We start from the raw sequence: 26079 nt of genomic DNA on the forward strand, positions 1-26079 counted from the left end.
ACAGTAAGGAGCACCTCATGTACATCGAACAGTTCTTGAAGCAGATGGTCGACGCCAACGCTTCCGACATCTTCATCGTCGCAGGTTTGCCGCTTTCGTTTGAAGTGAGCGGGCGGCAAACACGCGTCGACACCCCAGGGCTCACTCCGCAAGAGACGGAAAGCTACGTTCGTGCGATCTACGAAGCCGCAGGCAGAGATGTTGCAAACTTCACCGACTGCAAGAACCACGACGACGACTTCTCGTTCGCCCTGCCGGGCATCGGCAGGTTCCGAGCGAATGTCTTCCGACAGAGGGGTTCGTTCAGCGCGGTCATCCGCGTTATCCCATTCGGTCTGCCCAATCCCGAAGCTTTCCATATCCCCGATGCCGTCATGCGATGCGCAGAGTATCAGAAAGGCCTTGTACTCGTTACGGGGCCCGCAGGAGCAGGCAAGTCGACGACGCTCGCCTGCATCATCGACAAGCTGAACCATGCGCGCTCAGGGCATATCATCACAATGGAAGACCCGATCGAATACATCCACAAACACGGTCGGTGCATCGTAACTCAACGCGAGGTTCCCACCGACGTTGCAACCTACTCCGAGGCGCTTCGCTCGGCCATGAGAGAGAAGCCCGACGTGATCCTCCTCGGCGAAATGCGCGATTACGAGACTATCGAGACCGCCGTTACCGCCGCCGAGATGGCGCAACTACTGTTCTCCACCCTGCACACGACGGGAGCCGCCGGCACCGTCGACCGAATTATCGACGCTTTCCCACCCTCGCAGCAACGTCAGATTCGCATCCAGCTTTCGATGGTGCTCCAGGCGATCGTAAGCCAACAGCTCGTACCTGCGATCGACGGCACCGAAGTCCCCGCTTTCGAGATCATGGTGGCGAACACCGCTATCAGAAACCTCATTCGAGAAGAGAAGACCCACCAAATCGACAGCGTTATCGCTGCTGGATCGGCGCAGGGCATGCGCACAATGGATCAGAGCCTGTTCGATCTGTGCAAAGACGGGGTCGTCGACAAAGAAACCGCATTGCAGTACGCCATTCATCAGGAAGCGCTCAAAACGCGATTCGAAGTCGAAGGCGTATAGAGATCGGAGCCTCAACAAGCGAAAACGCCTCTTCAGACCAAGGTTGGGTCCATCGGAGCCAAACGGCAAAAGCCACCCTCAGTACTTGTTGCGCACGACCTCGGCGGAGCCGTGCAGGCCCTCGACGATGAACTCGCTGCCGTCATCGAGCACCACTTTGCCCGACAGCGTGCCGAATACCTGGTGCTGATCGGTGATCACGAGCGCCAGATTGATGTAGTCCTTCCGGTCGACCGACGGGGTGAACACGAGATCGAGCCTCCCCTCGTCATCGGTCATGTGCCAAGGAGCCATGAGGTCGAACCTTCGCTCGACGTTCTTCTCCGCTGCACCCGCGCGGTCGATTATCCCGAAGTCGACGCGCCCGAGCTTATGGGCTACGCCGTCGACGAACGCCATGTTCTCCGAAGCAGCCGACGTATCGCCGAACCCGTAGCCGAGGTTCAGACCGAACCGATGCGATCCGACCGTGCGGTTCCCCCTGCCGTCCTGCCAGCCCTGGGCGACCGCCCAGAACCACGTGTTGTCGCGCGTCCACACGCCGCGGCCCCAATCGAGCAGACCGAACGAATCGTCGGGTCGAAATCCGTGAACGGTAAGGCCTTTCCTGAAGCTGCCCTGGGCGCGCATGCCGACGATCTTCTGGTTATAGTAGAACGCCTTCGGATCCTCGGCCCACGGGGTGGCGATGACCATCGAATCGCGCGGCTCCTCATCGAGCACCGCATCGATGTGAAGCGGCTCGTCCCCATCGAACCGGTCGAACCGAGCGCGGAGCGTGCGGGTGCCCTCCTTCACTTCGAACCGCAGGTGAACGCGATTGTTCTTGAACTCGGTGACGCCTTCCGTCGAGCGTTCGGGCAGGGAGAAACGACCCATCGGCAGCGGTGTGATGACGCTTGAGGTCTTGTACCAGCACTCCACCAAGTCGACGACCGAGGCCGAGATGAGGCCCATGTAACCGAGATCGCCCACCGTGAGCGCGACGGCGTACTCGTCATCGTTCACGAGATAGTAGTCCCATTCCTTGATGCGGTGCTTGGGCGCACGCACCTTGAAGCGGTTGTAGTTGAGCAGCAGGGATGTTGCGTACCCCGGCTCGGCGAGCGATCCGTCTGCGCGATGAAGCGGTCCGACCGTTTCGATGCGGTGCTCCTGCATGGGCTGCCTCCTTCGTCGTAGGACTAGTTACTGCCGCGATCGCCGTCGGGGCGCGTGATGGGTGCGATGGCCCGCACGGCCGCATCGCTCGCCTCCCCCGCCTTCGATGCGCTCGAAACCTTGAACGTGACCTTCCCAGAATAACCGAACTCGGTGATCTCGGTGAATATCGCCTTGGGCTTTTGGGTTACCTTTGTGATGGAGCCCGCCGCCTTCGAGCACGCCGCCTCGATGGCGGCCGCCACGGTATCGAGGTCTCCCCCATCGCCGCGCACGACGAACCTGATCGTAACGAGCGTGGTCGGGGGTAGCTTCGTGAGCGCGTTCTTGCCGATGATCGAATTGGGAATGATCACCGTCTCGTTCTGAGGGTTCACGATGGTCGTATGGCGCCAGGTGACGTCTTTCACCACGCCGGTCTCGTTGTTGACCTCGATGTTATCGCCCGGAGAGATTATCTTCATGAGGCTGACCTGCAAGCCGCCGATAAGGTTCGAGATCGTATCCTGGAAACCGAGCGATATGGCGATGCCGCCGACGCCGAGGGCGGCGATGGCGGCACTCACGTTTACGTTGAAGCAGGTGGCGAGCATGACGCAGAACCCGAGGATCCAAACCGCCGCACGCGCGATGTTGATGAAAATGGAACTCGAGGGCAGAAGCGAATTATCCTGCTGCAACAGCTTCCGCAGGAATTTGGTGACGAACCAGGAAACGAGCGCCGTAATGCCGAGGATCACCACAACCGATGCGGCCGTGATGAACCATTCACTGCGCACGAACGATTCCAATTTGTCGAAATCCTCTTCCATACTCCTATGCTACCAAGAAGCGGGAACTTCGGGAAAACTGTCACTCGTTTGCCACAATACAACCGCGCCCGCCTCACGGCTTGCCGCAAGGTCGATGACCCGCTGGTTCGACGACCCCTTCCACGCGAGGTCATAGGAGTTGAGCGCCTGCACGAACGGCCCGTCGACGAGCACGTCGCAGCAGGCCAAAAGCTCGGGAGCGAGCGGATCGGGCCTTCCTGCAAGCAGGTCCTCGTAGAGGTAGCCCGAATATATCCACAAGCCCAAGCCCTGCGCCTTAAGCTTGCGGGCGAGCACCAAGCATGCCGCGCATTGCTCGAACGGCTCGCCTCCCGAAAGGGTCACGCCGCCCACGAGCCCGTTCGCCTCGATCTCGTCGACGATATCGTCGATGGCGCGCACCGTGCCCCCGCACGCGGGCTGGCTCTCGGGATTGTGGCATCCGGGACATTCATGGGTGCACCCCTGCACGAACACCGCATAGCGCAGCCCCGGTCCGTCGACGATGGAATCGGCAGCGGTACCGTACAGGCGAATGGTGGTCGGTTCGGACATCGAGGGCTCCCTTGCAGGCTCGCGGATTGGCAGGTGGGTCAGTGAAAAGGCCCTCGCCTCCAAAGCGTCTTCCGCACAGCCGAACGTACTTCGTACGCAGGAGCAAGCGCGAGACGGCATCGGATACGGGGGCCTTGCGGCGTCAAGCTGTCGGAAAGGCCTTTACATCTTATCGACCTGGTGCTTCACGCGGTCGGATTCCTCGGCGCGCTTGGCGTCGTTGAACCGGTCGAGCGTTCCCACCAGGTATCCCGTGATGCGGCGGATGCGCTCGAAGGGTACGCCGTGCTCCTCTTCGGTGCGCCCGCACTTCGGGCAACGATCGCCGATGATACCGTTGTAGCCGCACACCGGATCGCGGTCGACGGGATGGTTGACCGAGCCATAGCCGATACCGCTATCCTTCATATGGCGTATGACCGCCTCGAACGCCTCGAGGTTCTCGGTCGGATCGCCGTCGAGCTCGACGTAGCTGATATGGCCCGCGTTGGTGAGCGCATGGTAGGGCGCCTCGATCGAGATCTTGTCGAACGCGTTGATCTCGCAGTACACCGGCACATGGAACCCGTTGGTGTAATAATCGCGATCCGTCACGCCCTCGATCACACCGTAGCGCGCACGGTCCATCCGCACGAAACGGCCCGAAAGCCCTTCGGCGGGCGTGGCGATGAGCGTGTAGTTCATCTGACGTTCGCGGGAGATGGCGTCGAGGTAGGAGCGCATGTGCCCGACGATTTCGAGCCCGAGGCGCTGCGCTTCGGGTGATTCGCCATGGTGCTTGCCCGTCAGCGCCTTGAGCGTTTCGGCAAGGCCGATGAAGCCCACCGAAAGCGTACCGTGCTTGAGAACTTCGCGCAGTTCGTCAGTGGGTTTGAGCTTCTCCGAATCGATCCACACGCCCTGGCCCATGAGAAACGGCGCGTTGTAGACCCTCTTGCGCGCCTGGATCTGGAAACGCTCGTCGAGCTGCCCGACCGCAAGGGCGAGCTTGGCGTCCAAAAGGTCGAAGAACAGATCGATATCGCCCTTGGAGCGGATGGCGAGCCTCGGCAGGTTGACCGAAGTGAAGCTCAGGTTGCCGCGGCCCGGCGTAACCTCGCGCTCGGGATCGTGCACGTTGCCCATGACGCGGGTACGGCAGCCCATGTAGGCGATTTCGGTTTCGGGGGTTCCCTTGTAATACGGCGCGTTGAACGGCGCGTCGAGGAAGCTGAAGTTGGGGAACAGCCGCTTCGCGGAGCAGCGCATGGCAAGCTTGAACAAATCGTAGTTCGGATCGCCCGGATTGTAGTTCACGCCTTCTTTCACACGGAAGATCTGCACGGGGAAGATGGGGGTTTCGCCCGATCCCAAGCCCTGCTCAGTGGCGAGCAGCATGTTCTTGATGACCATGCGACCCTCCGCCGACGTGTCCATGCCGTAGTTCACCGACGAGAACGGGGTCTGGGCGCCCGCACGCGAATGCATGGTGTTGAGGTTGTGCACGAGCGCTTCCATCGCCTGGAACGTCGTGCGGTCGGCGTCGGCGAACGCGTTTTTCTCGGCGTACGCCATGGCTTTATCGGCTACCGCCTCGGAAACGCCGGCACCCACAAGCTCGGCGCGCACGGCGGAGGAGAACGTGGCGTTCATGACCAGCGTTGCGACGGTTTTCGTTTCGCCTTCGACGCGGCCGAGCATCTCTTCGGTATACGCCTTCACGTCTTCGATGTCGGAGAGCAGGTCGAGTGCCTCGGCGAGGTGCTTCTTGTAGAGGCGACGATAGGTTTTCCCGACGCCGACGGCCAAACCGTAGTCGAAATCGCAGACGGACTGGCCGCCGTGCTGATCGTTCTGGTTCGATTGGATGGCTATGCAGGCAAGCGCCGCGTAGCTCGCGATATCGTTGGGCTCGCGCAACACGCCGTGGCCGGTGGAGAAGCCGCCCTTGAAGAGCTTCTTGAGCTCGATCTGGCAGCACGTCGTGGTAAGCGTGTAGAAGTCCATGTCGTGGATGTGGATATCGCCCTCGCGATGGGCGCGGGCGAACTTAGGGTCGATGACGCACATCTCGTAGAACTGCTTGGCCGATTCCGAACCGTACTTGAGCATGGTGCCCATGGCGGTATCGGCGTCGATGTTGGCGTTCTCGCGCTTCATATCGGAATCGGAGGCCTTCGAGAACGTGATGTCTTTGAGGGTTTTGATCAGACGGCTGTTCACGTCGCGCACGCGATTGCGCTCGGCACGGTAGAGAATGTAGGATTTCGCAGTCTGCACGAAACCGGCCTCGATGAGCGATTCCTCGACGAGGTCCTGCACGCCTTCGACGGTGGGAGAACCCTCGATGGCGCCGCTCTCGATCTTATCAACAACCTTCGCAGCGATCTCCTCGGCCACCGTACGGTCCTGCATGGCCCCGCACGCTTCGAACGCCCGCTCGATCGCCTCGGCAATCTTCTCGGGTCTGAACTCTGCGGTGCGGCCGTCGCGTTTGATGATTGTTGTAACCATGTCGCTCCCTTGTCTGATCTCTGGTTCCGTTATGCGGCACAAAAAAATCCGCGTCGCCAAACCGCACGACGTGGTGCTTGAAAGTGGCATACCACCCAGGCCGATCGAGGTGCGCCTTCGGCCTTGTCAAGAAGTTTTCCACGAGCTTTCCAATTTTCCGAGAGATTTCCACAAACAATGAGCGTTTTTTCCACAATATGTTGTGTTCTTCATCCCCTCGGACGTGGATATATGGTAGCTTGGCAAATGCTTTTAGGCAAGAGGAAAAAGGTTACGAATCGGATAGTTTAAGAATATCTTACTGAAATTTCCTTATGACGAAATCGCAACGCCGCTGGCAAATGGCATATTTTTAGTATCAGTACTCTCACAGCCCCCGCATATCAATTTTCCTCCCTGACCAAAATCTCCATTGAGGAGCAGTTTCCGCATATATTCGCGCAGGTCTGTTACAATCCAAACGTTCGATTTACGCAACGCGAATACCCATTCGGAGGTTCCGCAGATCATGACCGCACGGAATACAGCCGACACGGCGATGCCGCGCAAGAGCGCGGCTACAACGATCGCCGCCTTCGCGGTCGGCCTCGTGATCATCGCAATCGTTCTCGTCGGATGCCTGAATGTCATCTCGCACGAACTCAAATCCTCCCTCGGCCTCTTCATGAAAGAGATAGCTGCGGTCGAAAGCGCAAACGTCAACGCCGTCATCGAAGATAAGTTCAGCGTATTGCACGGCGCGTCGGCGTTCGTCGTGGCAGACAACATCAACGATACCGACATGCTGCTGGAACAGTTTCGCGAAATGGTCGATTCCGGTGCGTTCATGCGCGTGGGAATCGTGACCACCGACGGCAGGGGCTTCGGCTACGACAGCGAGCTCGGCGCGCTCCCGGAGCAGGATTACGCGGACCGAAGCTACGTGCAAAGTGCGCTCCGAGGCGAAGACTGCGTGACGGGGCCCGCTTCCGACGCCTGGGCGCTCGGTGACGGCGTCGTATTCGCCGTGCCCGTCTACGATATCAAGCACGATGGGGGTGCGCCCATCGGCGCGCTTATCGGCACGATGTCGGTCGAAGCGTTTTCGAATGCGATCGACGCGAGCCTGTTCGAGGGACACGGCCATATCGACATCATCGATTCGAGCGGCACCGTTCTGTTCAAGTCGAGCGGCGTAAACGCCGATTCGAACACGAGCCTGCTCGATGGCGAGTACGCGCGCTCCGAAGCGTCCAACACCGTGAAGGACGACCTTTCCCGCGGGTTGGGAGGCTCGGCGGAGTTTACCTGGGAGGGCGGAGACTCCCGCTTCGTTGCATACGAGCCCATCGGCATCAACGACTGGTTCATCGGCGTGGTGCTGCCGAGCGATTACCTCGAAGCCAAGAACCGCACCATCCTGCTCGCCTCGATCATCATGGCCGGCTTCATCGTATGCATTGCGATCCTGCTGATGGCCACTGCGTTCAGAACCAAGAACCGTGGAGAAAAAGCACTCGCCCGCGCGGCGCTGGTCGACGACTTGACCGGAATCGACAACGCGCTCGCCTTCGGCACCAAATACGAGGCTCGTTCCGACTGCCAAGACGGAACCCATTCCCTCGTTCTGTTCAACCTCGTGGGCTTCTCTCTGTACAACACGATCTTCGGATACGAAAGGGGCTCGTCCCTCATCCGCTCGGTCGCCGACATCCTTTCGCAGGATCTCGGCAAATCGGAGCTCCTCGCCCGTCTCTCGGGCGACCGGTTTCTCATGCTCGTCCATACCGAGAATCCCCGAGAGGCCGAAGAGCGGCTTCTTTCGCTGCTCGACCGCATCGATGCGGCGATCGGCTCCGACGAAACGCATTACCAGATCGTCTCCCAGTGCTGCGTTTGCCGCCTCACGAAGGCGGATGCCGACAAGGACGTCAACCTGATCGCCCAAGACATGGCCATCCCCTTCCGACAGACGAAAAGCCACGCCGGCAAGCGCATCATCTTCTACGACGAGCAGAACATCGCCGCAGCCATGAGGGCGCGCCATATCGAAGGAATCATGTCGACGGCGCTCCTCAAGGAGGAGTTCGTCGCCTACTTCCAGCCCCAATACGATATACGGGGCGGCAAACCCGTCCTCTGCGGGGCCGAGGCGCTCGTGCGCTGGAACTCCCCCGTTCTCGGATTGGTTCGCCCCGACGAGTTCATCCCGATCTTCGAAAAGAACGGATTCGTCGACCGCGTCGACCGCTACATGCTCGAGCGCGCGCGCATCAGGCTGCGCCAATGGATGGATGCGGGCCTGCGCTGCGTGCCGATCTCGGTCAACCTTTCACGGCAGAACCTGTTCAGCGCCGATCTCATCGGCCGGATCGAAAAGATCGTCGACACCTACAGCATACCGCACAGCTTCATCAAGCTCGAGCTGACCGAAAGCATCGTAGCGGAAAGCACCGTGCAGCTCGTTGAAACGGCGAACAAGCTCAGGGAACGCGGCTTCAGGGTGGCGATGGACGATTTCGGGACCGGGTACTCGGCGCTCTCGATCCTCAAGGACGTCCCCTTCGACACCATCAAACTCGATCGGGCGTTCTTCGGCGAATCGATCGATTCGGAACGCGGCCGCACCACGCTGACCGGGATCATCCAACTGCTCGATGCCCTCGGCTTCGAAACCGTTGCCGAGGGCATCGAATCGGAGAACGAAGCTGAGCAGCTCAAAGAATGGGGCTGTCACGTCATACAAGGCTACGTGTACGGACGGCCCATACCCGCCGACGAGTTCACCAAAATGCACCTCGAGCCCGCGCAAACAGACCTGCAAGACAAGGGCGACGATCGGTAAACCTGCTCTACTCCACCGTTCCGTACACGTAGCCCCAACCGTGACCCGCAATGGACGAATTGATCTGATCGCACAGGCGCTGTCGGTTGTAGGTTCCAGGAGGCAGCAGCTCCACCACCTCGATCAGATCGGGCGGCAGATCGTATGATTCGGCCATGAGCACCGCGTCGAGGCGACGAACGAATTCGTCCGTCGCGAACAGGTCGTCGACGAGCTTTTGCATGATGCCGTAATCGGGGCTTTTCTCGATTGCCATGCGCGCTCCTACGAGCCGATAACGTCGAAGCCGGCGCTCGCAGCAACCAGCGCACCGGTGTACGAGGGCGTAGCATGCCCCGTTGCGCGCAGGAACTGAACGCCCGCGCCACGGAGTTTCGTCGCGGCCTCGACCATGACGTCGGGGCAATAGTAGGGGTTCTCATCGGTGGCGATGCCCTGCTTCGGATCGTTCTTCCGCACCGCGAGCTGCACGAGCAGCGGCCCGTCCCACACCACACGCGCCCGTTTCACCGCGGCGACCGCTGCGTCGAGAGGCGCCGCAGTCGCAAAGCCCGCAACGCTTGCGCCGTACTCGGCCATAAGGGATACGGCCTCCTCGATCGACTGGTCACGGCGTGCGACGTTTCCGTCCCCATCGATGTCGACCGAAGCGAACACAGGGCCATCGTAGACCATGCGCACGCCCATGAGCGCGCACTGCACATCGGGCAGACTCACCATGTCGTTCAGGAAAACCGCATCGAACTCGCCGTCGCCGAAAGCGCGCACCGCATCGGCGTACTGATCGCGATTCTGCTTGAGCGATGTGGCGCTCGACGCATCGATCGGCAGATACGTGGGGCCGATCTCCGCAAGCATATGCTGGGGACGCAGCGATCGCAATACCGAAAGCGAAGCTTTGGCCAATTCGGCTGCGCGTTCCTCCATGTTCACGTGGGCAAGCCGTGCCGAGGTGATGCCGGCCGTATTCGAAACCAGGCACTGAGCGCCCGCCACCGACTCGAGGCGATAGGCGTTGCGCACCGCCTCGGGTTCGAGAAGGCTCAAAAACTCGCGATCCTTCTCGATGTCGACGCCTTGACGTGCAAGAACCTCGTCGATCGGCGCGGACAAAACGAGCATATCCTTATTGAATCGCATATCGATATCGGGCATACGAACCTCCTCTTCGCGAACGCCAGCCTGCGCAGGCGGCTCATGCACGTACGGGCTTCAGCCGAGCCGCCGACCGATGCGAAAACCGCCGGCCTCGATCGGCGTGGGCTCTCGGCAGACCGGCACAGCGCTTCCTACCGGTTTTCGGACAAGTCCTCGGACTGCGTCCCGGCATCGGCCGGCTTGTGTTTGAACCTATCATACACAACGCCCGCTACGCAAATGGCAAGGCTTGCCGCAAGGCAGCTCCAGAATGCGGGATTCTGCATAGAACCTATACATATGAACAGCGAGCCGATCGTGGCGCATACCGGGGCCACGACGCCCTTGAACCTGCTGCGCACGTCCCCTGAGCGCCACAGCTGAAAAACCTTCGCGTAGAGCACGATGTAGAGGATATAGCTCGTAGCGATGGTTATCTCGGACACATCCGAGTTGGGCAGAAGGCCCGCAAGCTGCGTGACCACGTGCAAGAGCACCCAAAAGATCGAAACGGCGAGGGCGAGGATGCCCGATGCAACGGGCATGTCGAAGCGGCGGCTCAGGTGCCTGACGTAGCGGGAAAACGGGATGTCGTCGGTGAGCGCGAGCGCATAGGGCATGCGGACGAACGAGAGGGTAAGCCCGTTGACCGTGCCCATCACCGCCACCACCACGCACACGGCAACGACACGGGCGAACTGGGAACCGAACAGCTGCTCGGCCAAGTAGAACACGTGGCCGTCGCCCATCGCCACGACGGCCTCGGGCCCGAGAAACGACGACACGCCGACGAAGTAGCCCACATAGATGGCAAGGATGATGATCGGCGCCACGACAAGCGCGATGGGCAAGGTCTTCTTCGCGTTCTTGAGCTCGGGCGCGATGGCAGCCGATACGATCCAGCCGTCGTAGGAAAACGCCACCGGCCCCACCGCTGCGATCCATGCGAGCGAAGCGCCCGCCGCCTGGCTTCCGTGCTGCGAAAGACCCGCGATGGGATCGCCGAACACGAGGCCGAAGAACGCGATGAGCAGCAGGGGCAACAGCTTGATGATCGTCGTGACGTTCTGGAAAGCGCCCGCAAAGCGCGGCGCGAGCATGTTCCAAACGAAGCACAGGATCATGAACGCGCAGCCTATGAGCATCTGCAGGCCGATGCCCGCATCGATGTCGAACAGAATGCAGGTGTATATGCCGACCGCCCACGACACCACGACGACGATCGAGGGAAGGTAGCCGAAGATGGTGAACCAGCCGACGGCGACCCCGAACCGCTTGCTCACGAACGTCTCGGCGTAGGCGATAAGGCCGCCGGGGCCTTCGGTGCGCGCGGCGAGCTCGCTGAACGTGATGCCGCCGAACACGATGGCGAACGCGGCGAGGCAGAACATGGCCACGCCGAGCACGATGCTGCCGCCCGTTGCGGCGAGCACGTTATCGCTTTTGAAGAAGATGCCCGACCCGATGCAGATGCCGATGATCATAGCGAGCGCCGTGAAGAAGCCGTATTTCTTTTGCACGGGCGGCCGCCGGCTTTCGCCTTCGGGTTGCAGCAGCCGAGACGCTTCGCCGTCCTGCCCCGATTCCGTCATGTTTTGCTTGGTATCATTCATGGGAGATACTATACGCGTACCTGGCGCATAATCCATCAACGCGAACGCAACGATTTGGACGGTGAGCGGTAACGAAAACCGATATACCCCAGATGAGGGAGCCGTTGGCCGTGTTTTAGCCGCCAATCCACAAGACATTCATGGGTGATGCATATGTTCTTCAATGCTAACTTTTATACTGTTCTCAGCAAACGGAAAGCTCCCCTCTTTCCGGTTTGCACTGCTTTTACCCCTCATTAAAGCAGTAGCGGCGCAAAGGCGCCGCCATCCCCTCCTTGTGGGCCCGGTGGGAGCTCCCCTCTCCCCCGGGCCGATCCTTTTCCTGAAACAGACTGCGTCCTTGCGGGCGCGCGGCGGAGGCCCCGCCTCCCGGACCGATCCTTTCCCTGAGGCTGGCTGCGACTCTTTGCGGATGCGCATCGGAGGCTGTCTTGGCCGACCCTTCTCCCGGACGGGCCGCAGGCAACGGCGGCGCAGGTAAAGTTGACCGTATCGATTACAATATGATTGCCATGCACCCAAGCGAACGGCTGCTCGGTTCGCCATGCGTGTTCACATGGGCCCGCAGGCGACACAACGGACGCTGTCTCGCGATGGCCTGAGAAGCCGAACAAGGAACCCGTATGCACCGATACAGCGAGTCGATGGGCAACGCAAGCGATGACCTGCGGCAGAAAGCACGCAATGCAGCCAAGCTCGGCGGGGTGCTGTTCTGCCTGTGCGCCGCCGCAAGCGCCGTCTTGGCAGCCGAAAGCAAAGACGCCCTGTCCGTTTTGCTGGCGCTCGCCGCTCCCGCTTCATGCGCCGTCTTGGCAGCCCTGGCGTTCGGCATATCGTCCCGAGACGAAACGCTGGCGCGAGGAAGACGATTGCTGCGCGTTGCGTCGGGGGCGGCGTTCTGTGTTAACCTCGCTACGTGCCTTGCGGTATTCGCCATCGGCAGCCTTGCCTACGCAACGCAGATATGCTCGATCGCATGCGCGGCGTACTGCATACGCTTGATCGCCCTCAGCAGCGAAGACGCCGCGTTCTCGATGCAATCGCCTCCGCAGAAATCGGCTCTGAAGCATCCGCTCGCCAAACACAAACTCATGATGGCCACCATCTTGCTCTGGATCGTTTCCGTTGTTGCGGGCTGCTATGCGGCATACTCGTGGGGAAACCTCGTCGATCCCAAGGAAATCGGCTTTGCAAACGCCATGGCGCTTGCATCGATCGTGCTCACTGCGCTGCTTACAAGCACCGTGCGCTCGCTTATCCGAGAAAGGACATCGCTCAACCAGTGGCTTTTCGAGCGCGACTGCCGGCGGATCGCATACACCGCCGGCGTAATCACGTTCTGCATGATCGTGGTCGGCAACATTCCCGCCTTCTTTCTCGCCGCCGTCTACCTGCTGTCCGGACTGTACCTTCGTTTCGCCGATCTGAGCGGCTTGGGTCCTGTCCGCAATGCAGCTGCGGCAAGACCATCGGACCAATCGGACGAAGCCCTCCCGGCGGCCGATGAGGCGAGAAAGCCCCCTGCTCCGCAATACGCCATCGCACCCAAGCATCGTCTCGTCATCCAGACGATCGCGCTTGCCGTCGCACTCGCCGCAACGATAGCATTCGTGCTCAGCCCGCCCGTTCAGCAAACGCTCGCCAACCCCGGAATGGTCGTGCTCAACATATGCTTTGCCGTTGCACCAAGCGCCATCTTCATCGCCGCGGCGGCGATCGTCGCACTGAACGCGAGCAAACCCACCTGGAAATGGGTGGTCGCCATTGCAACGTTCGCCGTCGCGTTCGTTCACGGGATATCGCTTTCATCGAGCTTCCTCCAAGGCCAATTCCTGCTCGGCACGCTCACGACCATCGTCGCGATCGTCACTTTTTCCTTCGGCGATACGGTAGCCGATGCCGACGAGTTGACCGAGTACGAACGCGAGAAGCGCAGGGCCGCAGAGCGCGAGCTTGCAAGGAAATCCCGAGAAGAGGCCCGCATGCAAGCCGAAAGGAGGATCGAGCCCTTGCGCGCCGAACAGCGCGCCCGGTTTGCCCACCTCTATGAGCTGCTCGATGTTCCCGCAGCTCGCGACATCGAAGAAGTGCTCCCGCATATCGGCGAGGAATGGGGCGTACCCCTCGAAGAAGCCCAGCCTTCGGATGCGATGATCGCCCTATACGACCATTATGCCGCCGTCGAATACGACTGGAAGCTCGAAGCAAACGATACGCTGTGGCTGTATAGGGAAATGCTCGAAACGCATGCCATGTTCGATTCCCTTCTCGACATCGAGCTCATCGAAGACGAGCGCTGCTTCGATCCCGACGAGTCGGCCGAAAGCCTTCTGCACAAACTGCTCGCACGCCAATGCGACAGCAAGAAAAGGGCGCTCATGCTTGATGCGGGAAACGACTCGGTGGTCACCGTCGTGGTGAAAACCGCCGATCTGCTGCAATTTCGAAGCGAACTGGCAGATATCCTCCCAAGATGGAGCATCGTGAGCGAAGGAGATGGGCGCGAATGACAACACATCGTCTGACGAACAGGGAAGCATCGGATGCGTCGGGGGCGCCGAAGGGCTCGCGCTACAAGAGGATGCGGTGGATCGCCTTCGCGGCCATCGTAGCCGCCACGCTTCTTCTGTGGTTCATTACGGGCGGCTCGAACAACCCCCAGACCCGCTCTGCACCAACCGTCCGCAAACCGCCGACCTACGAGCGCATCGACGCAAAGCCGCCCGAGCTCCCCCCGAATTCGAAGGCCACCGTCGAAAACGATGCTGAACGGCTTCTCGCCGCCGCTCCCCGGCCGCTGACCGCCGATCACGCCGACTGAAAGATCGCTACACAGTTCCATCACAATCGGTTTCGATGTTCTCAGCGATGACTGAAGATTCGTTTACCCAGTTCAAATACATTGTTTACCATCGTCGTTACCGTTCTGACACCCACTACACAATTCGCGCACTCGCGGTACATACCATCTGCAAGGCGGGGTTTTATACTGGCCTCACGCAAACAAAAAGAAGGTTCATCCCCCCTTCGTTTGCACTGCTTTTACCCCTCATTAAAGCAGTAGCGATGCACAGCACCGCCATCCCCTCCTTGTGGGCCCGGGTGGAGCTCCCCTCTCCCCCGGGCCGATCCTTTTCCTGAGACCGGTTGCGTCCTTGCGAGCCCGCGGCGGAAGTCCCGTCCCCGAGCTGATTCTTTTCCCGAAGCAGGCTGCGTCCTTGCGAGCCCACGGCTGAGCTCATCACGGAAGCGATTCCTTTTTTCGGGAGAACGCGACTGTTTGCAAACGAACGGCATGCCCCGTGTCGAAGCGGGTGCAAAATCGACCGAGACCGGAAACGGACAACGATTCCGCTTACCGCCGCGCAGCGACCGACCGCGGTCGCAATCGCAGCGATTCATATCTTCACCACAGTTGGTTTTGTGTTTAGAACGTATTTTGAAAAGGTGTTTTCCCAGTTCAAATAGCCTATTGTTCCCCTTTGTTACCGTTCTGATATCCAATTCACAATTCGCACACTCACCGTACATACCATCTGCAAGGCGAAATTTTATACTGGCCTCACGCAAACAAAAGAAGGTTCATCCCCCCTTCAGTTTGCACTGCTTTTACCCCTCAATAAAGCAGTAGCGGTGCTAGGCACCGTATCATCCCCTCCTTGTGGGCCCGGGTGGAGCTCCCCTCTCCCCCGGGCCGATCCTTTTCCTGAGACCGGTTGCGTCCCTGCGGACTCGAGTCGGTGGTCCCCTCAAGGAACCGATTTTCATTCCAAACGAGTTTAGCCGCCATTGCACGCACAAAAACCGAAAGGCACCGCATGCGCCCGCAAGAGTTCGGACGCAACGTGCCGGCGAAAACCTTAAAACACGCCCAACCTTGGCAGAGATTTACGATTGTGATCCGCGAAACGGGGTTTTCGGGCTTATGCGAGGATGATACTTTTGTGCGATCGCATGAGATATGCAGGTCAAAATATAACTACCTCCCATTAGGGGATCAGAATCGTAAATCTCTGCCATACTTGAACGATTTTTCGATATCCTTCGTCGACCGTGCACGATCTACCGCACTTCCGTTAACGGCAGCAAGGCCTATCAGCATCCGCCGAACAGTGCAGTGCTTTCAAAGGGGGCAGTGCGGCCAAGTGCTACAATTTCGGCATGCCATCAGGAAAACTATGCAGAGGAGCGCCATGAACATCGTCGTATTAGACGCCTACGTCAACAATCCCGGCGATTTGAGCTGGGAGCCCCTGAAGCAATTCGGGACGGTAACCCTGTACGACCGCACATCGGCAGACAAGGTTGCAACGCGTGCAGCAGATGCCGATATCGCGGTCACGAACAAGGTCGCTTGGGACGCTGCCGCCCTCGACGCGTGCCCCAACCTCAAGCTCATCGCCCTCACCTCAACGGGTTTCAACGTTGTCGACCTCGAAGCGGCACGGAAGCGCGGCGTGACCGTATGCAACGTGCCCGCCTATTCCACGCCCGACGTTGCCCAAATGACGTTCGCGCTGTTGCTCGAATTGTGCTTGCACGTGGGCGATCATTCCCATGACGTGCTGGCCGGCACCTGGGTTCGAAGCGTCGACTTTTCCTATTGGAGCCATCCGCTCATCGAAATCGCAGGAAAGACGATCGGCATCGTGGGGATGGGCAGCATAGGCCAGGCGGTGGCGTGCATTGCAAACGCATTCGGTCTCGAAGTGCTGTTCAACAATCGCTCCGCAAAACCTGCTTGCGAAAACGAGCATTGCAAGCAGGTCGACTTCGACACCCTCCTTGCCGATTCCGACATCGTTACCCTTCATGCGCCCGCAACCCCAGAGACGAACGGTCTTATCGACACGAGAGCGATCGAGAAAATGAAGGATGGCGCGATGCTGCTGAACACCGCGCGCGGTACGCTCGTTGACGAGCGGGCCGTTGCCGATGCGCTGCTCTCGGGCAAACTCGGCGGCTTCGGTGCCGACGTGGTGGCGGTCGAACCCATGCGAGCCGACAATCCGCTGCTCGAGGCCAAGGACAAGAACCTCGTTATCACGCCCCACATCGCCTGGGCTACCCACGAGGCCCGCGCACGGCTCCTCGATACGGTATTCGCCAACATCCGAGCGTTCATCGAGAAGCACCCGCAAAACGTGGTGAGCTGAGCTCCGTGTGAGCAGCAGCCATCCGAACATACAAGGGGTCTCAGCAAGCATCTGAGACCCCCACGTATTGCGCGGAAATGCGCCGACGAGGATATCGCCCTACCCGTGCATCCGCTGGTACAGGACGTTGTTCGTCTCGAGCCAGCTCTCGACCGTTCCGGTATCGAAGCCGTCGGCGGGATCGATGATGAGCGCATACATCTCTTCCTCCCGGAGCACGGCATCGAGCGCATCGGTGAGCTGGATCTCGCCGCCCACACCTGGCTGCACATCGGCCAGAAGCTCCATCACGCGAGGGCTCAGCAGATAGCGACCGAATACGGCGAGGTTCGACGGTGCGTCTTCGAGCGCCGGCTTCTCTACAAGGGAATCGATCTTCCACACATCGTCTGCGACAGCCTCGCCCGCGATCACGCCGAATCGGCTCACCTGATCGTCCGGTACGGGCACGACGGCAATGACGCTCGCCCCCCTATGCGCATCGGAGATCTCCTTCATACGCGGCAGCATCTTGTTGTCGGGTACGAGCACATCGCCCAAAAGCACGTAGAACGCTTCGTCGGCGGTTTTCTCGGCAGCGCAGCGAATGGCATGGCCCAAACCGAGGGGCTCGTCCTGATACACGTAGCTTACATTGAGGCTTCCCGCATGCGCGACCGCGTCAGCGTAGGCATCCTTGCCCTTGGCGCGCAGCGCCGCCTCGAGCTCGGGTGCCGGCGAGAAATGATCCTCGATCGCCTTTTTCTCGCGGCTGTTGATGATGACGACTTCGTCGGCCGAAGAGGCGAGCCCCTCCTCGACGACGTATTGGATAGCCGGCCGATCAACGACCAGCAGCATTTCCTTCGGCTGCGCCTTGGTCGCAGGTAAAAACCGCGTACCCATGCCTGCGGCGGGAATGAGAGCCTTCATGTTCCTCCTCGATCTCGACTGCGCCGCCGCTCAAACGGCAGCGCGATCCGAACAAAGCAAATCGACCGATGCCGAGCCATACGGCATCGGGCGCATCGGTCGATTGTATCATGATACGTGAGAACGGCTATTTGGCCGCGTTCTTCTCCGCTAAAGCCTCTTCGAGCACGGCGATCTGCGCCTCGGCCTTCTTCGTACCGCGCATGATCATGAACGCATACACGAACAGGACGAGGAGGAGCAGCGCATACGCTGCGATGATGTACGGAGCGGAAGGGATGACGGTGCTGTATATCTCTACAAGAACGGCATTCATATGCGATCCTTCTTTCTAGTCTTCGAGCTGTTCTTTGATGGCCTCGACACGCTGCGTGAGCCTCACCTGGCGGAAGCGCATGCGGTACAGGACGAATCCGAGCATGATCATGCCGATCATGACGACGGCAACCGTCATGCCCATATCCCCCGTCATGCCGCCTTCGCGCAGAACGACTGGGTGGATGCTCGAGGGAATCACGCGCGTCACCATGTAGCAGATCGGCACATCCACCAGTGCGATGATCGCGATAACCGAGCCGTACGTGGCACGGCGCTCGGGATCGTCGATGGCGTTGCGCAGGATGAAGTAGGCGATCACGATGATCATGAGGATGAGGTAGGTGGTCAGGCGCGGATCCCACGTCCACCACAAGCCCCACTCGAAGCGCGTCCACATCTCACCGGTGATCATGGTGAGTACAACGAACAGAAGCGCGATCTCCATTGCGATCTTCGTGCAGGTATCGAAGCGCTGCTCCTTCGTCATGAGGAAGCGAACGCTATAGAACCCTGCGAAAGCCAGTGCGCCGAACGAAACGAGCGCAACCGGCATATGGAAGTAGAAGATCTTCTGGGACAGCAGCTGCACGTTGGTCACCATCTGATCGCCGACCAGAACCGGCTCGCTGAGCGCAGCTCCGTTGACAGGCGATGCGTACAGAAACGCCATAAGGAACCCGGCCACAAGGAACACCGCAGCGCCAACGAGCGCAATCGGTACGACAGAATCGGGCCACTGACCCGATTCGGGCAGCTTGAGGGCCTTTTTCGCTTTTTCGGCCATAACACTCCTTTTCTTCTCCGTGCGGCATGTTAGCCACATCTGACTCCGTTATCCCAAGGCGAGCGAAGTCCCGCCCATTGTAACCCTAAACGCTGATTACGAAATCGTAGAGAACCCAACTCAGCAGAACCATGATCACATCGTATCCGGCAGCGAGCGCAAGCGACATCGTAAACGTTTCCATGAACAGATCGCCGCCCACGATAGCCGCCGTCGTAGCCGAAACGCAAGCGTACAAGAGCGGGAAGATGAGCGGGATGAACAGCACGGCGAGCATGACGTCTTTGCCGCGCGTGTTGATGGTGATCGTCGAGAGCAGCGTGCCGATGCCCGCAACGCCGATCGTCCCCACGACGAGCGGCACGACGATGAGCCAGAAGCTGTCCGACGGCGTTGTCGACGTAAGGAAGAAGAAGTAGAACAAGGGAATGGTGATGATCTCGACCACCAGCAAGAACAACAGGTTCGACGTGGCCTTCGCAAGGAACACCACCGAACGGTCGAGCGGCACGAGCAGAATGCCCTCGAGGCATCCCTGCTCCTTTTCGGCCGTGAACGAGCGGTTCAAGCCAAGAAGAGACGTGAACACGATGAGTGCCCACAGAAGACCGCCGCTCATCTGCAGGATGTCGAAAACCTGGGCCGTTTGCGCAAGGGCGGCACCGTACACGATGAGCACGAGCAGCGCATAGATGCCCATCGACGTGAGCATCTCCTTGGTGCGGAACTCCTGTCTGAGATCCTTCACGAGCAGTGTTTTGTACTGGGTAAACGTCGAGGGGCGTTTGACGGTAACGCTCATGTTACGCCACCCCCATGCCGACGGTCGCTCGGTATATCTGCGAGAACTCGTCGAAATCGAGGTTTTCCTTCTCGTCGAACGCAACGATGCGCCCCTTTGCGAGCACGAGCGCATGAGAGCACATGGAGAAGCCCTTCTGCAGATCGTGGCTCACCATCACGAACGTGCGGTTCTCGCGCACCTGATCGATCAGCCCGTCGAAGATCTCGACGGCATGCGGATCGAGCCCCGAATACGGCTCGTCGAGGAACACGACGTCCGGATCGTGGATGAGGGCACGTGCGATGGAGAGGCGCTGCGTCATGCCGCGCGAGAACGTGCGCACCGTGTCGAGGCGACGGTGTTTGAGCTCGACCGCCTCGAGCAGCTCGAGCACCCGCTCTTCGGGGTTCTCAACGCCGTAAAGGCGCGCTGCGAACAGCAGGTTCTCCTCGGCGGTCAAATCCATGTAGAGCATGGAATTGTGGGAGATGAGCCCGATATGGTCCCTCACCTTATCGGGCTCCTCCTTGATATCGATATCCATGAGCGCAGCGCTCCCCGACGTGGCCCTCGACAGCGTCGAGAGCACGCGCAGAAGCGTCGTCTTCCCCGCTCCGTTCGGTCCGAAGATCGAAAGGAACGCACCTTTCGGAAGATCGAAGGTCACGTTGTCGACCGCCTTGCGGTTGCCGAACACCTTCGAGAGCTTCGACGTTGTAATGGCAGCGTCGCCCACGGTTCTTACGCCTCTTTCCCGGAAGACGGCATCTCGTCGTCAGCCGTCTCGGCCACAACGACCTTCTCGGATACGACGGCAACGCCGCCGTCGGCATCTTGCGCGATCTCGACCGATTCCATTACGGCAACCACTTTGGCGGTGCCGTTCTCGGTATCCGCATCGATCTCGCCGGGCTTGCCCTTCTTAATGGGCCTGCGCTTGCCGATAAGGGCGATCAGGATGCCGACCATCATGAGGCCGAACCCGACCCACACGAGCGAGATGCACGGGTTCACGCGCACATCGAGGGCGTAGTCGCCGTCGGTGTTGACGCCGCGGTAGACCACGAACAGGTCTTCCTCGGGATAGCTGATAACGCTCGCGAGCAGCTTCTGCTGCTGGGTGCTGGTCACAAGCTGAACCGACGGGTTCACATGGCCGACGTAGTCGTCGCCCTTGTACACGTCGAACTCGAGGGTATAGAGAACGTCGGTGCCGTTCTCGAGCTCCTCGATGGAGTTGCCGGTGTACTTGAGCGTGAAGTCCTGGATGACGAAGTCTTCGGTGGTTCCGTCGATCTCGGGATCGTAGGTGAGGTACTCGACCTTCTCGGTCACGTACATCGACGAGCCGATGAGGCCTACGAGGATGAGGGCCATCGAAATATGGGCAACGAACCCGCCGTAGGTAGCCGCATGATCCTTGAACATGCCGAACAGCGAGGCGAACACGTTCTTGCCATGCTTCTTCTTATAGGCGCGAAGACCGCGTCCGAGCATGAAAAGCGAGTTGAAGAACAGCAGGCTCGCCACGATGAAGCCGACGACGGCAAGGCCGTTGTAGTACCACGACGGGCCGTAGTCGGTTACGCTCGAAGCGGTCGATCCGCCGGCAGCGACCATGTCGTTGTAGCTCGGGAGCAAGTACGTGACGAAGTACACCATAAGGCCTATAAAGAGCACGAGCGCGCAGATGCCGGGAACGCGGGCGCGTTTCCAGAACTGCTTGCCCTCGGTCTTGCCCCACGAAAGCAGCGGGCAAACAGCGAGGATCAGGCAGTAGAGGATGCCGAGCGGACGGGCGATCGCGTTGTACGTCCCGGCCGAAAGCGACTGGCCGCCGAACGGCAGCCACGAAGGCAGCGCCGAGGAAACCGTCATGTAGGCGAGCAAAAACGCGAAGATCACCATGATGACGTTGTTGAAGTAATAGGCCGCATCCTTCGAGATCATGTTCTCGATGCTGTCTTCGCCACCCTTGGCGGGACCGAAGCTCTTCCAGCGGATGGCGAGGCCGACGATGCCGGCGACCACCGAAAGGATGATGAGCGCCAAGAACAGCACGAGCGAGACGTTATCGCCCTCGAACGCATGGACCGACTGCACGAGGCCCGAGCGGGTGATGAACGTGCCCACGATGACGAAGGCGAACGTCAGGCACGTGCACATGACACTCCAGCGCTTGAACGCGCCGCGCTGGCGGTAGACCGTGAAGCTGTGGATGAGAGCGACGCCGACGAGCCACGAGAGCAAGCTTGCGTTCTCGACCGGGTCCCAACCCCAGTAGCCGCCCCAACCGAGCACGACGTAGGCCCACACGGCGCCGAGGCCGATGCCGATACCGAGGAACAGCCAGGAGAAGATGGCGTAACGGGAGCTGCGCTCGACCCACGCCTTCGAGGGATCGTTCACGATGAGCGCCGCGATGGCGTAAGCGAACGGGATCGTGAGACCCGCGTAGCCGATGAACAGCGTGGGCGGATGGATGGCCATGGCCCAGTGCTCGAGAAGCGCGTTCATTCCCCAGATCTGAGCGCCGTTGGTGAGCGCGCCCGTCGAATCGAAGTACATGGCGGGCAGCGCCGTGAAGGGCATGTTGGTATCAGAGAACAGAAGCACGCCGGTAAAAGCGGCCAGCACGATCTGCGAGACGAACAGCGCCATGTTGTCGAGTCTTTCCATCTTCTTCATCGAGCGGATGGCGACGACGGCGTTGAACACCGAAATCAGCCATGCCCAGAAGAGGAGAGAGCCCTCGCGACCGCCCCAGAGTCCCGAAAGCTTGTAGAGCCATCCGAGCTCGCCCGAAGCGTCGCTGTGGTTCTGGACGACGTATTGGATGGACGTATCGCCCGTCATGAAGCAGTACACGAGCAGGGCGCAGCAGAACGTGAGCGCCACCGCGGACAGAATGGAGGCGATGTAGCCGCCCCAGGTGAGCGTCTCGGCGGCGCTACTCGTACGCTTGCGACCCATTAGGTGCCCCACGAGCAGGCACACGATGGACACCGCAACGCCAGCAAAGGCGATAAGCAGGCCGATCAAACCGTATGTCGACATGAATTATCCTTCCAGCGCAACGTCGGTTGCACTAAATTTCGAATCGGAATTGAGCGAGCCGGTCAGCACAAGGGATGAGCCGTCTTTGATCTCGTCGGAGAGGGCCCCATCGAACAAGACCGCCATCTCGGTGCCGTCGGACGCATCGACGAGGATGAAGCGGTCGCCTTGGCCTGCGGCCTTAAGGCTTCCTTCCTTCACCGTACCGGCGACCTTCACCGGTTTCTCGTAGACGCTCTCGCCATAGTCGAGCAGGCTTGAAACGCTCAGGGCATCGGTTGCATTCTCGTACTTCGACGGGCACTTGGTCACCAGTTCGGTGGCATGCAGCACGCCGTCCTCGTCGATCTTGCCGGTGCATATTGCCGTCACGTCGTTTCCGAACGTTGCCGCCACGCCGCCCTCATAGCTCACGGACAGGTGGACGGACGAATCGCCGTCCGGATCGTAAATAGCAAACGTCAACATGTTCCCGGTGGTGGAAAAAGAATCCTCGACCACATTGCCGGAAACCTGCACACGTTCGTTGGCATGGCTGCCATCGGCAGCCTGCGCTACGGATATCGACTTCGCCGCCGTCGAGCCGCCCACAACGGCCAGCACGACGATCAACACGACGACGATGATGCCGGTCACTACAACCATACGCCTTTTCGTTTTCGCGTTCACGTTCGCCTCCTCGAATAAACTCGTCAATTGTCTAACACCTTTACGTCCGGGAAAGCGCGATGCGCGAGGAAAACAGAGTTTTTACCGAATGATCCGCATCATTACGCCTTTCGGACATCCGACAGACCGCTCTTGTGCTCCATCGAGCTTCCCGGCTCTTGAAAAGAGCCCGTCAAGGCATCGCTAAATGCACTTGGCGGGCTCCCTCTTGCATATGCAATTGTGTTCGCTGCTCAACCGTACGGTCTCGCAGCCCGTCGCCGAAGGCGAACCCTCGCGGCGGTTAGGACCCTTCGACTACGCTACACCCTCAAGCTTGTTAGCCTGGGCGGTGGTCAGCCAGCCATCCGGGATCTCTGCATCGCTGTGGCACTGCGAGCAGTAGTTCACCGACGCGCGGTGAGCCTTGTGGCACTCGGTGCAGGCGATCTCGCCGTGCTGAGCCACATGCGGGTTGCGCTCCATGTCGGAGGTTGCCGCAATCAGGTCCTGACGGGTCAGGTTGTGGCAGCCCTCGTTGAGGCAGAACTCGTCGGCCTCGAGGCCGCGGGCCTCGACCAGGTCCTCGTCAGTACGCTCGTAGAGCGGATACTGATAGTTGCCCGAGATCCAGTTCATACCCTCGGAGATCTGCTCGCCCAGAGTCGGAACGTGGCAGCCGAGGCAATCGGTACCAGCTCCGCCTTCGTCCTTCGAGACCTTGTGCGCCACTGCCATCATGGCATTGGTGTTCGTGACCTCGTTGCCGTACTTGTCGACGCCAGCAGCACCAGGCTCCTGCTCGAAGCCCTGTACGTACGGGTCCATCGGAGTATGGCAAATGGCGTTGCAGAAGCTGGGCTGTTCGTGCCAAACCCAGAAGCCGGCACCGGCTGCTATGAGAACTACCACGACGACGCCTACAACGATAGGCCACTTCTTCTTTTTCTTCTTCGGAGCGGCCTCCGGAGTCGCTACGGTTTCTTCTTCAGTGGCGGCTTCCACTTTGGATTCCTCTTCGCTCATCTCTTCTTTACCCCCTTTCTTCATTTCTCTCGCTTATATAGGTTGTGCCCCTCGCGGCATTGCGGCAACTTCGCCGCAATACGAAACAAAAGCACTTTACCACACGAATGGTATCCGACAAGACCCCAAAAACCTATCACCCATTTAGGGGGAATTAGCCCGAAATGCCCCACATTTTTGAGTGAAACGGCAGAATTATCCAATCTTGCCGGGGTAATTGCGCGGAGGGAGGCCCACTGGACCTCCCTCCCATTAGGAGAGACTCAAAGATGCATGGTTTACAGCATGCCCAAAGCTTCGTCGACGGCGGCTTCTGCCTTATCGAGCGTTTCGAAGGTCAGCTCGGGGTTATGGGCGCCCTCGCTATTTTCAACCATCACGAAATCCCAATAAAATTGTGCCGTGCGATGGAGCTTCTGGAGCTCGGCCAGCTGATCTTCGGGGAGCGAATCCTTTTGTTCGGCGATCTTGTTGATCATGTCTTCGATCTTCTCGCTGATAGCCGTAACGCGCTCTTCTTCCTCAGCCTGCCAATCGGCAACCTGCTTCTTCAGGTCCGCATGGCAGTTCTTGCAGTCGCCGTCGAGCAGCTCCTGGTTCTCGAGCGGGCTCTTCCACTCGTGCGATACGAATTCGGTACCGTCGTCGGAGGTGGTCGTTCCCATGTGGCAGTCGGAGCAGCTGTATCCGTTCTTGGCCATCTGGGTCTGCTTACCGCCGTAGATCGTCTCGAACTCGGGGTGCTGCACCTTGATCATCGCTGCGCCGGTGTCCGGATGCTCCCAGTCTTTGAAGCCCATCTCGTCGTAGTAGGCGAGGATGGCGTCGGGAGTCATGGCGTCGGTGCCCGTGTAAGGATTGCTCGTGGCTTTGGTGTCAGGATCGAAGTAATACTCGTTGTGGCACTGGCCGCATACCTGGGCCTCCATGGGGACGTTCTTCGTGTCGCCGCCCATGGACTTCACGAAGAACTGGTTGCCCACCGTGAGCGACTGCGGGTCGTTCGCGTGGCAGTTCGCACAGCTGATGGGCTCGGTGAACTCGTTGATAAGATCGTTGAACTTCTCGGTGTACACCTGCTCGCCCTCGGTGTTCACCATGTTGGTGAACTGCGGAGTCTTGCAGCTGATGCAGTTGGCGAGCTGCTCCTTCTCGATGGTCCTCGGCGAGTTCTTCACGCTCTCGAGCGAATACAGGTGGCTCGATGCCTCGTCGTAGCCCAAGGCGAACGCATAGCCCTTGTACATCGTGTTGAGCGCCGGATACAGCTCGAGGTAGTTGTGCTTGCCCGAATCGGGCGAGTTCGCCGCGTTCTCCTCGTAGGTAGCGTACTCGTTCGGATAGATGTCTTTCCACATCTCCGCGGTCACGACGCCGAACTTGTCCGGCTCGGGAGTCTCGACCTGCTTGGGTTCTTCCTTCGGCTCGTCTGCGCCCTTGTTCTGGTCTGCCGAGTTGTCCGCCTGCGGAGCACAGGCCACCAAGCCCATGAACAGCGCAATGGCGCACATCGAACTCAACCAGAGGGCAAGTTTGTTGCGTTTTCTCATAAATCTCTCCTCTCCCACGTCTCTCCATCACGAAATATACACACATTCGGTGGGGAATACGGCGGCGACGTTACGTCATGGGAATTTGCACCGTCCAAGATTAGGGGAAAACCCTTTATCCTTAGACGCGAGAGATCGATTCGGCTGTCTCAGATGCG

The 26079-nt window shown here is 59.6% G+C and carries 21 protein-coding genes; 5 read left to right on the forward strand and 16 right to left on the reverse strand.

Translation table 11 applies throughout. The features are described from left to right. Positions 1–17: 17 nt before the first annotated feature. Positions 18–1091 carry a type IV pilus twitching motility protein PilT gene (locus tag MWL89_RS13545; RefSeq protein ID WP_244386697.1) on the forward strand — a complete coding sequence of 358 codons (1074 nt, stop codon included), beginning with the start codon at positions 18–20 and terminating at the stop codon, positions 1089–1091. Positions 1092–1169: 78 nt separating this feature from the next. On the opposite strand, the gene MWL89_RS13550 is transcribed toward MWL89_RS13545, so the two are convergent. The 4 genes from MWL89_RS13550 to MWL89_RS13565 all read right to left on the reverse strand — a co-directional run bounded on the left by MWL89_RS13550 (position 1170) and on the right by MWL89_RS13565 (position 6112). Then, positions 1170–2252, reverse strand: coding sequence for a DUF2804 domain-containing protein (locus MWL89_RS13550; RefSeq protein ID WP_244386698.1), 1083 nt, complete (start codon positions 2250–2252; stop codon positions 1170–1172). A gap of 23 nt (positions 2253–2275) precedes the next feature. Beyond that, entirely contained in the window at positions 2276–3064 is a 789-nt protein-coding gene (locus tag MWL89_RS13555) for a mechanosensitive ion channel family protein (RefSeq protein ID WP_244386699.1), read from the reverse strand. Between the two features lie 9 nt (positions 3065–3073). Next, positions 3074–3619: an anaerobic ribonucleoside-triphosphate reductase activating protein gene (gene nrdG, locus MWL89_RS13560; RefSeq protein WP_102379887.1), complete on the reverse strand. Its 546-nt coding sequence runs from the start codon at positions 3617–3619 to the stop codon at positions 3074–3076. A gap of 162 nt (positions 3620–3781) precedes the next feature. After that, positions 3782–6112, reverse strand: coding sequence for an anaerobic ribonucleoside triphosphate reductase (locus MWL89_RS13565; protein ID WP_244386700.1), 2331 nt, complete (start codon positions 6110–6112; stop codon positions 3782–3784). Positions 6113–6620: 508 nt separating this feature from the next. Between MWL89_RS13565 and MWL89_RS13570 the strand changes: the two genes are divergently transcribed. Continuing rightward, positions 6621–8936, forward strand: a complete 2316-nt coding sequence (locus tag MWL89_RS13570; RefSeq protein WP_244386701.1) for a putative bifunctional diguanylate cyclase/phosphodiesterase — start codon at positions 6621–6623, stop codon at positions 8934–8936. A 7-nt stretch (positions 8937–8943) separates the two neighbouring features. On the opposite strand, the gene MWL89_RS13575 is transcribed toward MWL89_RS13570, so the two are convergent. The 3 genes from MWL89_RS13575 to MWL89_RS13585 form a co-directional block, all read right to left on the reverse strand. Further along, the gene (locus tag MWL89_RS13575) at positions 8944–9192 is read right to left on the reverse strand and encodes a hypothetical protein (RefSeq protein WP_244386703.1); all 249 of its coding nucleotides are present in this window, start codon (positions 9190–9192) and stop codon (positions 8944–8946) included. A gap of 8 nt (positions 9193–9200) precedes the next feature. Next, entirely contained in the window at positions 9201–10091 is an 891-nt protein-coding gene (locus tag MWL89_RS13580) for a homocysteine S-methyltransferase family protein (protein WP_244386704.1), read from the reverse strand. A 134-nt stretch (positions 10092–10225) separates the two neighbouring features. Beyond that, positions 10226–11686, reverse strand: a complete 1461-nt coding sequence (locus MWL89_RS13585) for an APC family permease (protein ID WP_244386705.1) — start codon at positions 11684–11686, stop codon at positions 10226–10228. A 623-nt stretch (positions 11687–12309) separates the two neighbouring features. On the opposite strand from MWL89_RS13585, the gene MWL89_RS13590 reads away from it, so the two are divergent. From MWL89_RS13590 to MWL89_RS13600, 3 genes are all read left to right on the forward strand, one after another. Then, positions 12310–14196 (forward strand): hypothetical protein, encoded by a 1887-nt coding sequence (locus MWL89_RS13590; RefSeq protein ID WP_244386707.1) that lies wholly within the window; start codon positions 12310–12312, stop codon positions 14194–14196. After that, complete coding sequence (locus MWL89_RS13595; protein WP_244386709.1) at positions 14193–14507, forward strand: hypothetical protein; 315 nt, start codon at positions 14193–14195, stop codon at positions 14505–14507. Before MWL89_RS13590 ends, MWL89_RS13595 begins: the two co-directional genes overlap by 4 nt. Before the next feature lie 1372 nt (positions 14508–15879). Beyond that, entirely contained in the window at positions 15880–16842 is a 963-nt protein-coding gene (locus tag MWL89_RS13600) for a D-2-hydroxyacid dehydrogenase (protein ID WP_244386711.1), read from the forward strand. A 99-nt stretch (positions 16843–16941) separates the two neighbouring features. Here MWL89_RS13600 and MWL89_RS13605 read toward each other — a convergent pair whose 3' ends face one another. The 9 genes from MWL89_RS13605 to MWL89_RS13645 form a co-directional block, all read right to left on the reverse strand. Further along, the gene (locus MWL89_RS13605; RefSeq protein WP_244386712.1) at positions 16942–17754 is read right to left on the reverse strand and encodes a UTP--glucose-1-phosphate uridylyltransferase; all 813 of its coding nucleotides are present in this window, start codon (positions 17752–17754) and stop codon (positions 16942–16944) included. A gap of 127 nt (positions 17755–17881) precedes the next feature. Beyond that, positions 17882–18070: a hypothetical protein gene (locus MWL89_RS13610; protein ID WP_244386714.1), complete on the reverse strand. Its 189-nt coding sequence runs from the start codon at positions 18068–18070 to the stop codon at positions 17882–17884. A gap of 15 nt (positions 18071–18085) precedes the next feature. Then, positions 18086–18856, reverse strand: a complete 771-nt coding sequence (locus MWL89_RS13615) for a cytochrome c biogenesis protein (RefSeq protein ID WP_102379898.1) — start codon at positions 18854–18856, stop codon at positions 18086–18088. A gap of 85 nt (positions 18857–18941) precedes the next feature. Continuing rightward, positions 18942–19658 carry a heme exporter protein CcmB gene (locus MWL89_RS13620; RefSeq protein ID WP_102379899.1) on the reverse strand — a complete coding sequence of 239 codons (717 nt, stop codon included), beginning with the start codon at positions 19656–19658 and terminating at the stop codon, positions 18942–18944. Position 19659: 1 nt separating this feature from the next. Further along, positions 19660–20376, reverse strand: coding sequence for an ABC transporter ATP-binding protein (locus MWL89_RS13625; RefSeq protein WP_102379900.1), 717 nt, complete (start codon positions 20374–20376; stop codon positions 19660–19662). Between the two features lie 5 nt (positions 20377–20381). Next, on the reverse strand, positions 20382–22697 hold the full coding sequence (locus MWL89_RS13630; protein ID WP_244386717.1) for a heme lyase CcmF/NrfE family subunit: 2316 nt from the start codon (positions 22695–22697) through the stop codon (positions 20382–20384). Positions 22698–22700: 3 nt separating this feature from the next. Beyond that, positions 22701–23366, reverse strand: coding sequence for a cytochrome c maturation protein CcmE domain-containing protein (locus MWL89_RS13635; protein ID WP_102379902.1), 666 nt, complete (start codon positions 23364–23366; stop codon positions 22701–22703). A 297-nt stretch (positions 23367–23663) separates the two neighbouring features. After that, positions 23664–24371, reverse strand: a complete 708-nt coding sequence (gene cgr1 / locus MWL89_RS13640) for a cytochrome c-type protein Cgr1 (protein WP_102379903.1) — start codon at positions 24369–24371, stop codon at positions 23664–23666. A gap of 278 nt (positions 24372–24649) precedes the next feature. Then, the gene (locus MWL89_RS13645; RefSeq protein ID WP_244386720.1) at positions 24650–25921 is read right to left on the reverse strand and encodes an ammonia-forming cytochrome c nitrite reductase subunit c552; all 1272 of its coding nucleotides are present in this window, start codon (positions 25919–25921) and stop codon (positions 24650–24652) included. Positions 25922–26079 lie beyond the last annotated feature (158 nt).

It is taken from the genome of Raoultibacter timonensis (assembly GCF_022845715.1).
Classification (GTDB): Bacteria; Actinomycetota; Coriobacteriia; order Coriobacteriales; family Eggerthellaceae; genus Raoultibacter; species Raoultibacter timonensis.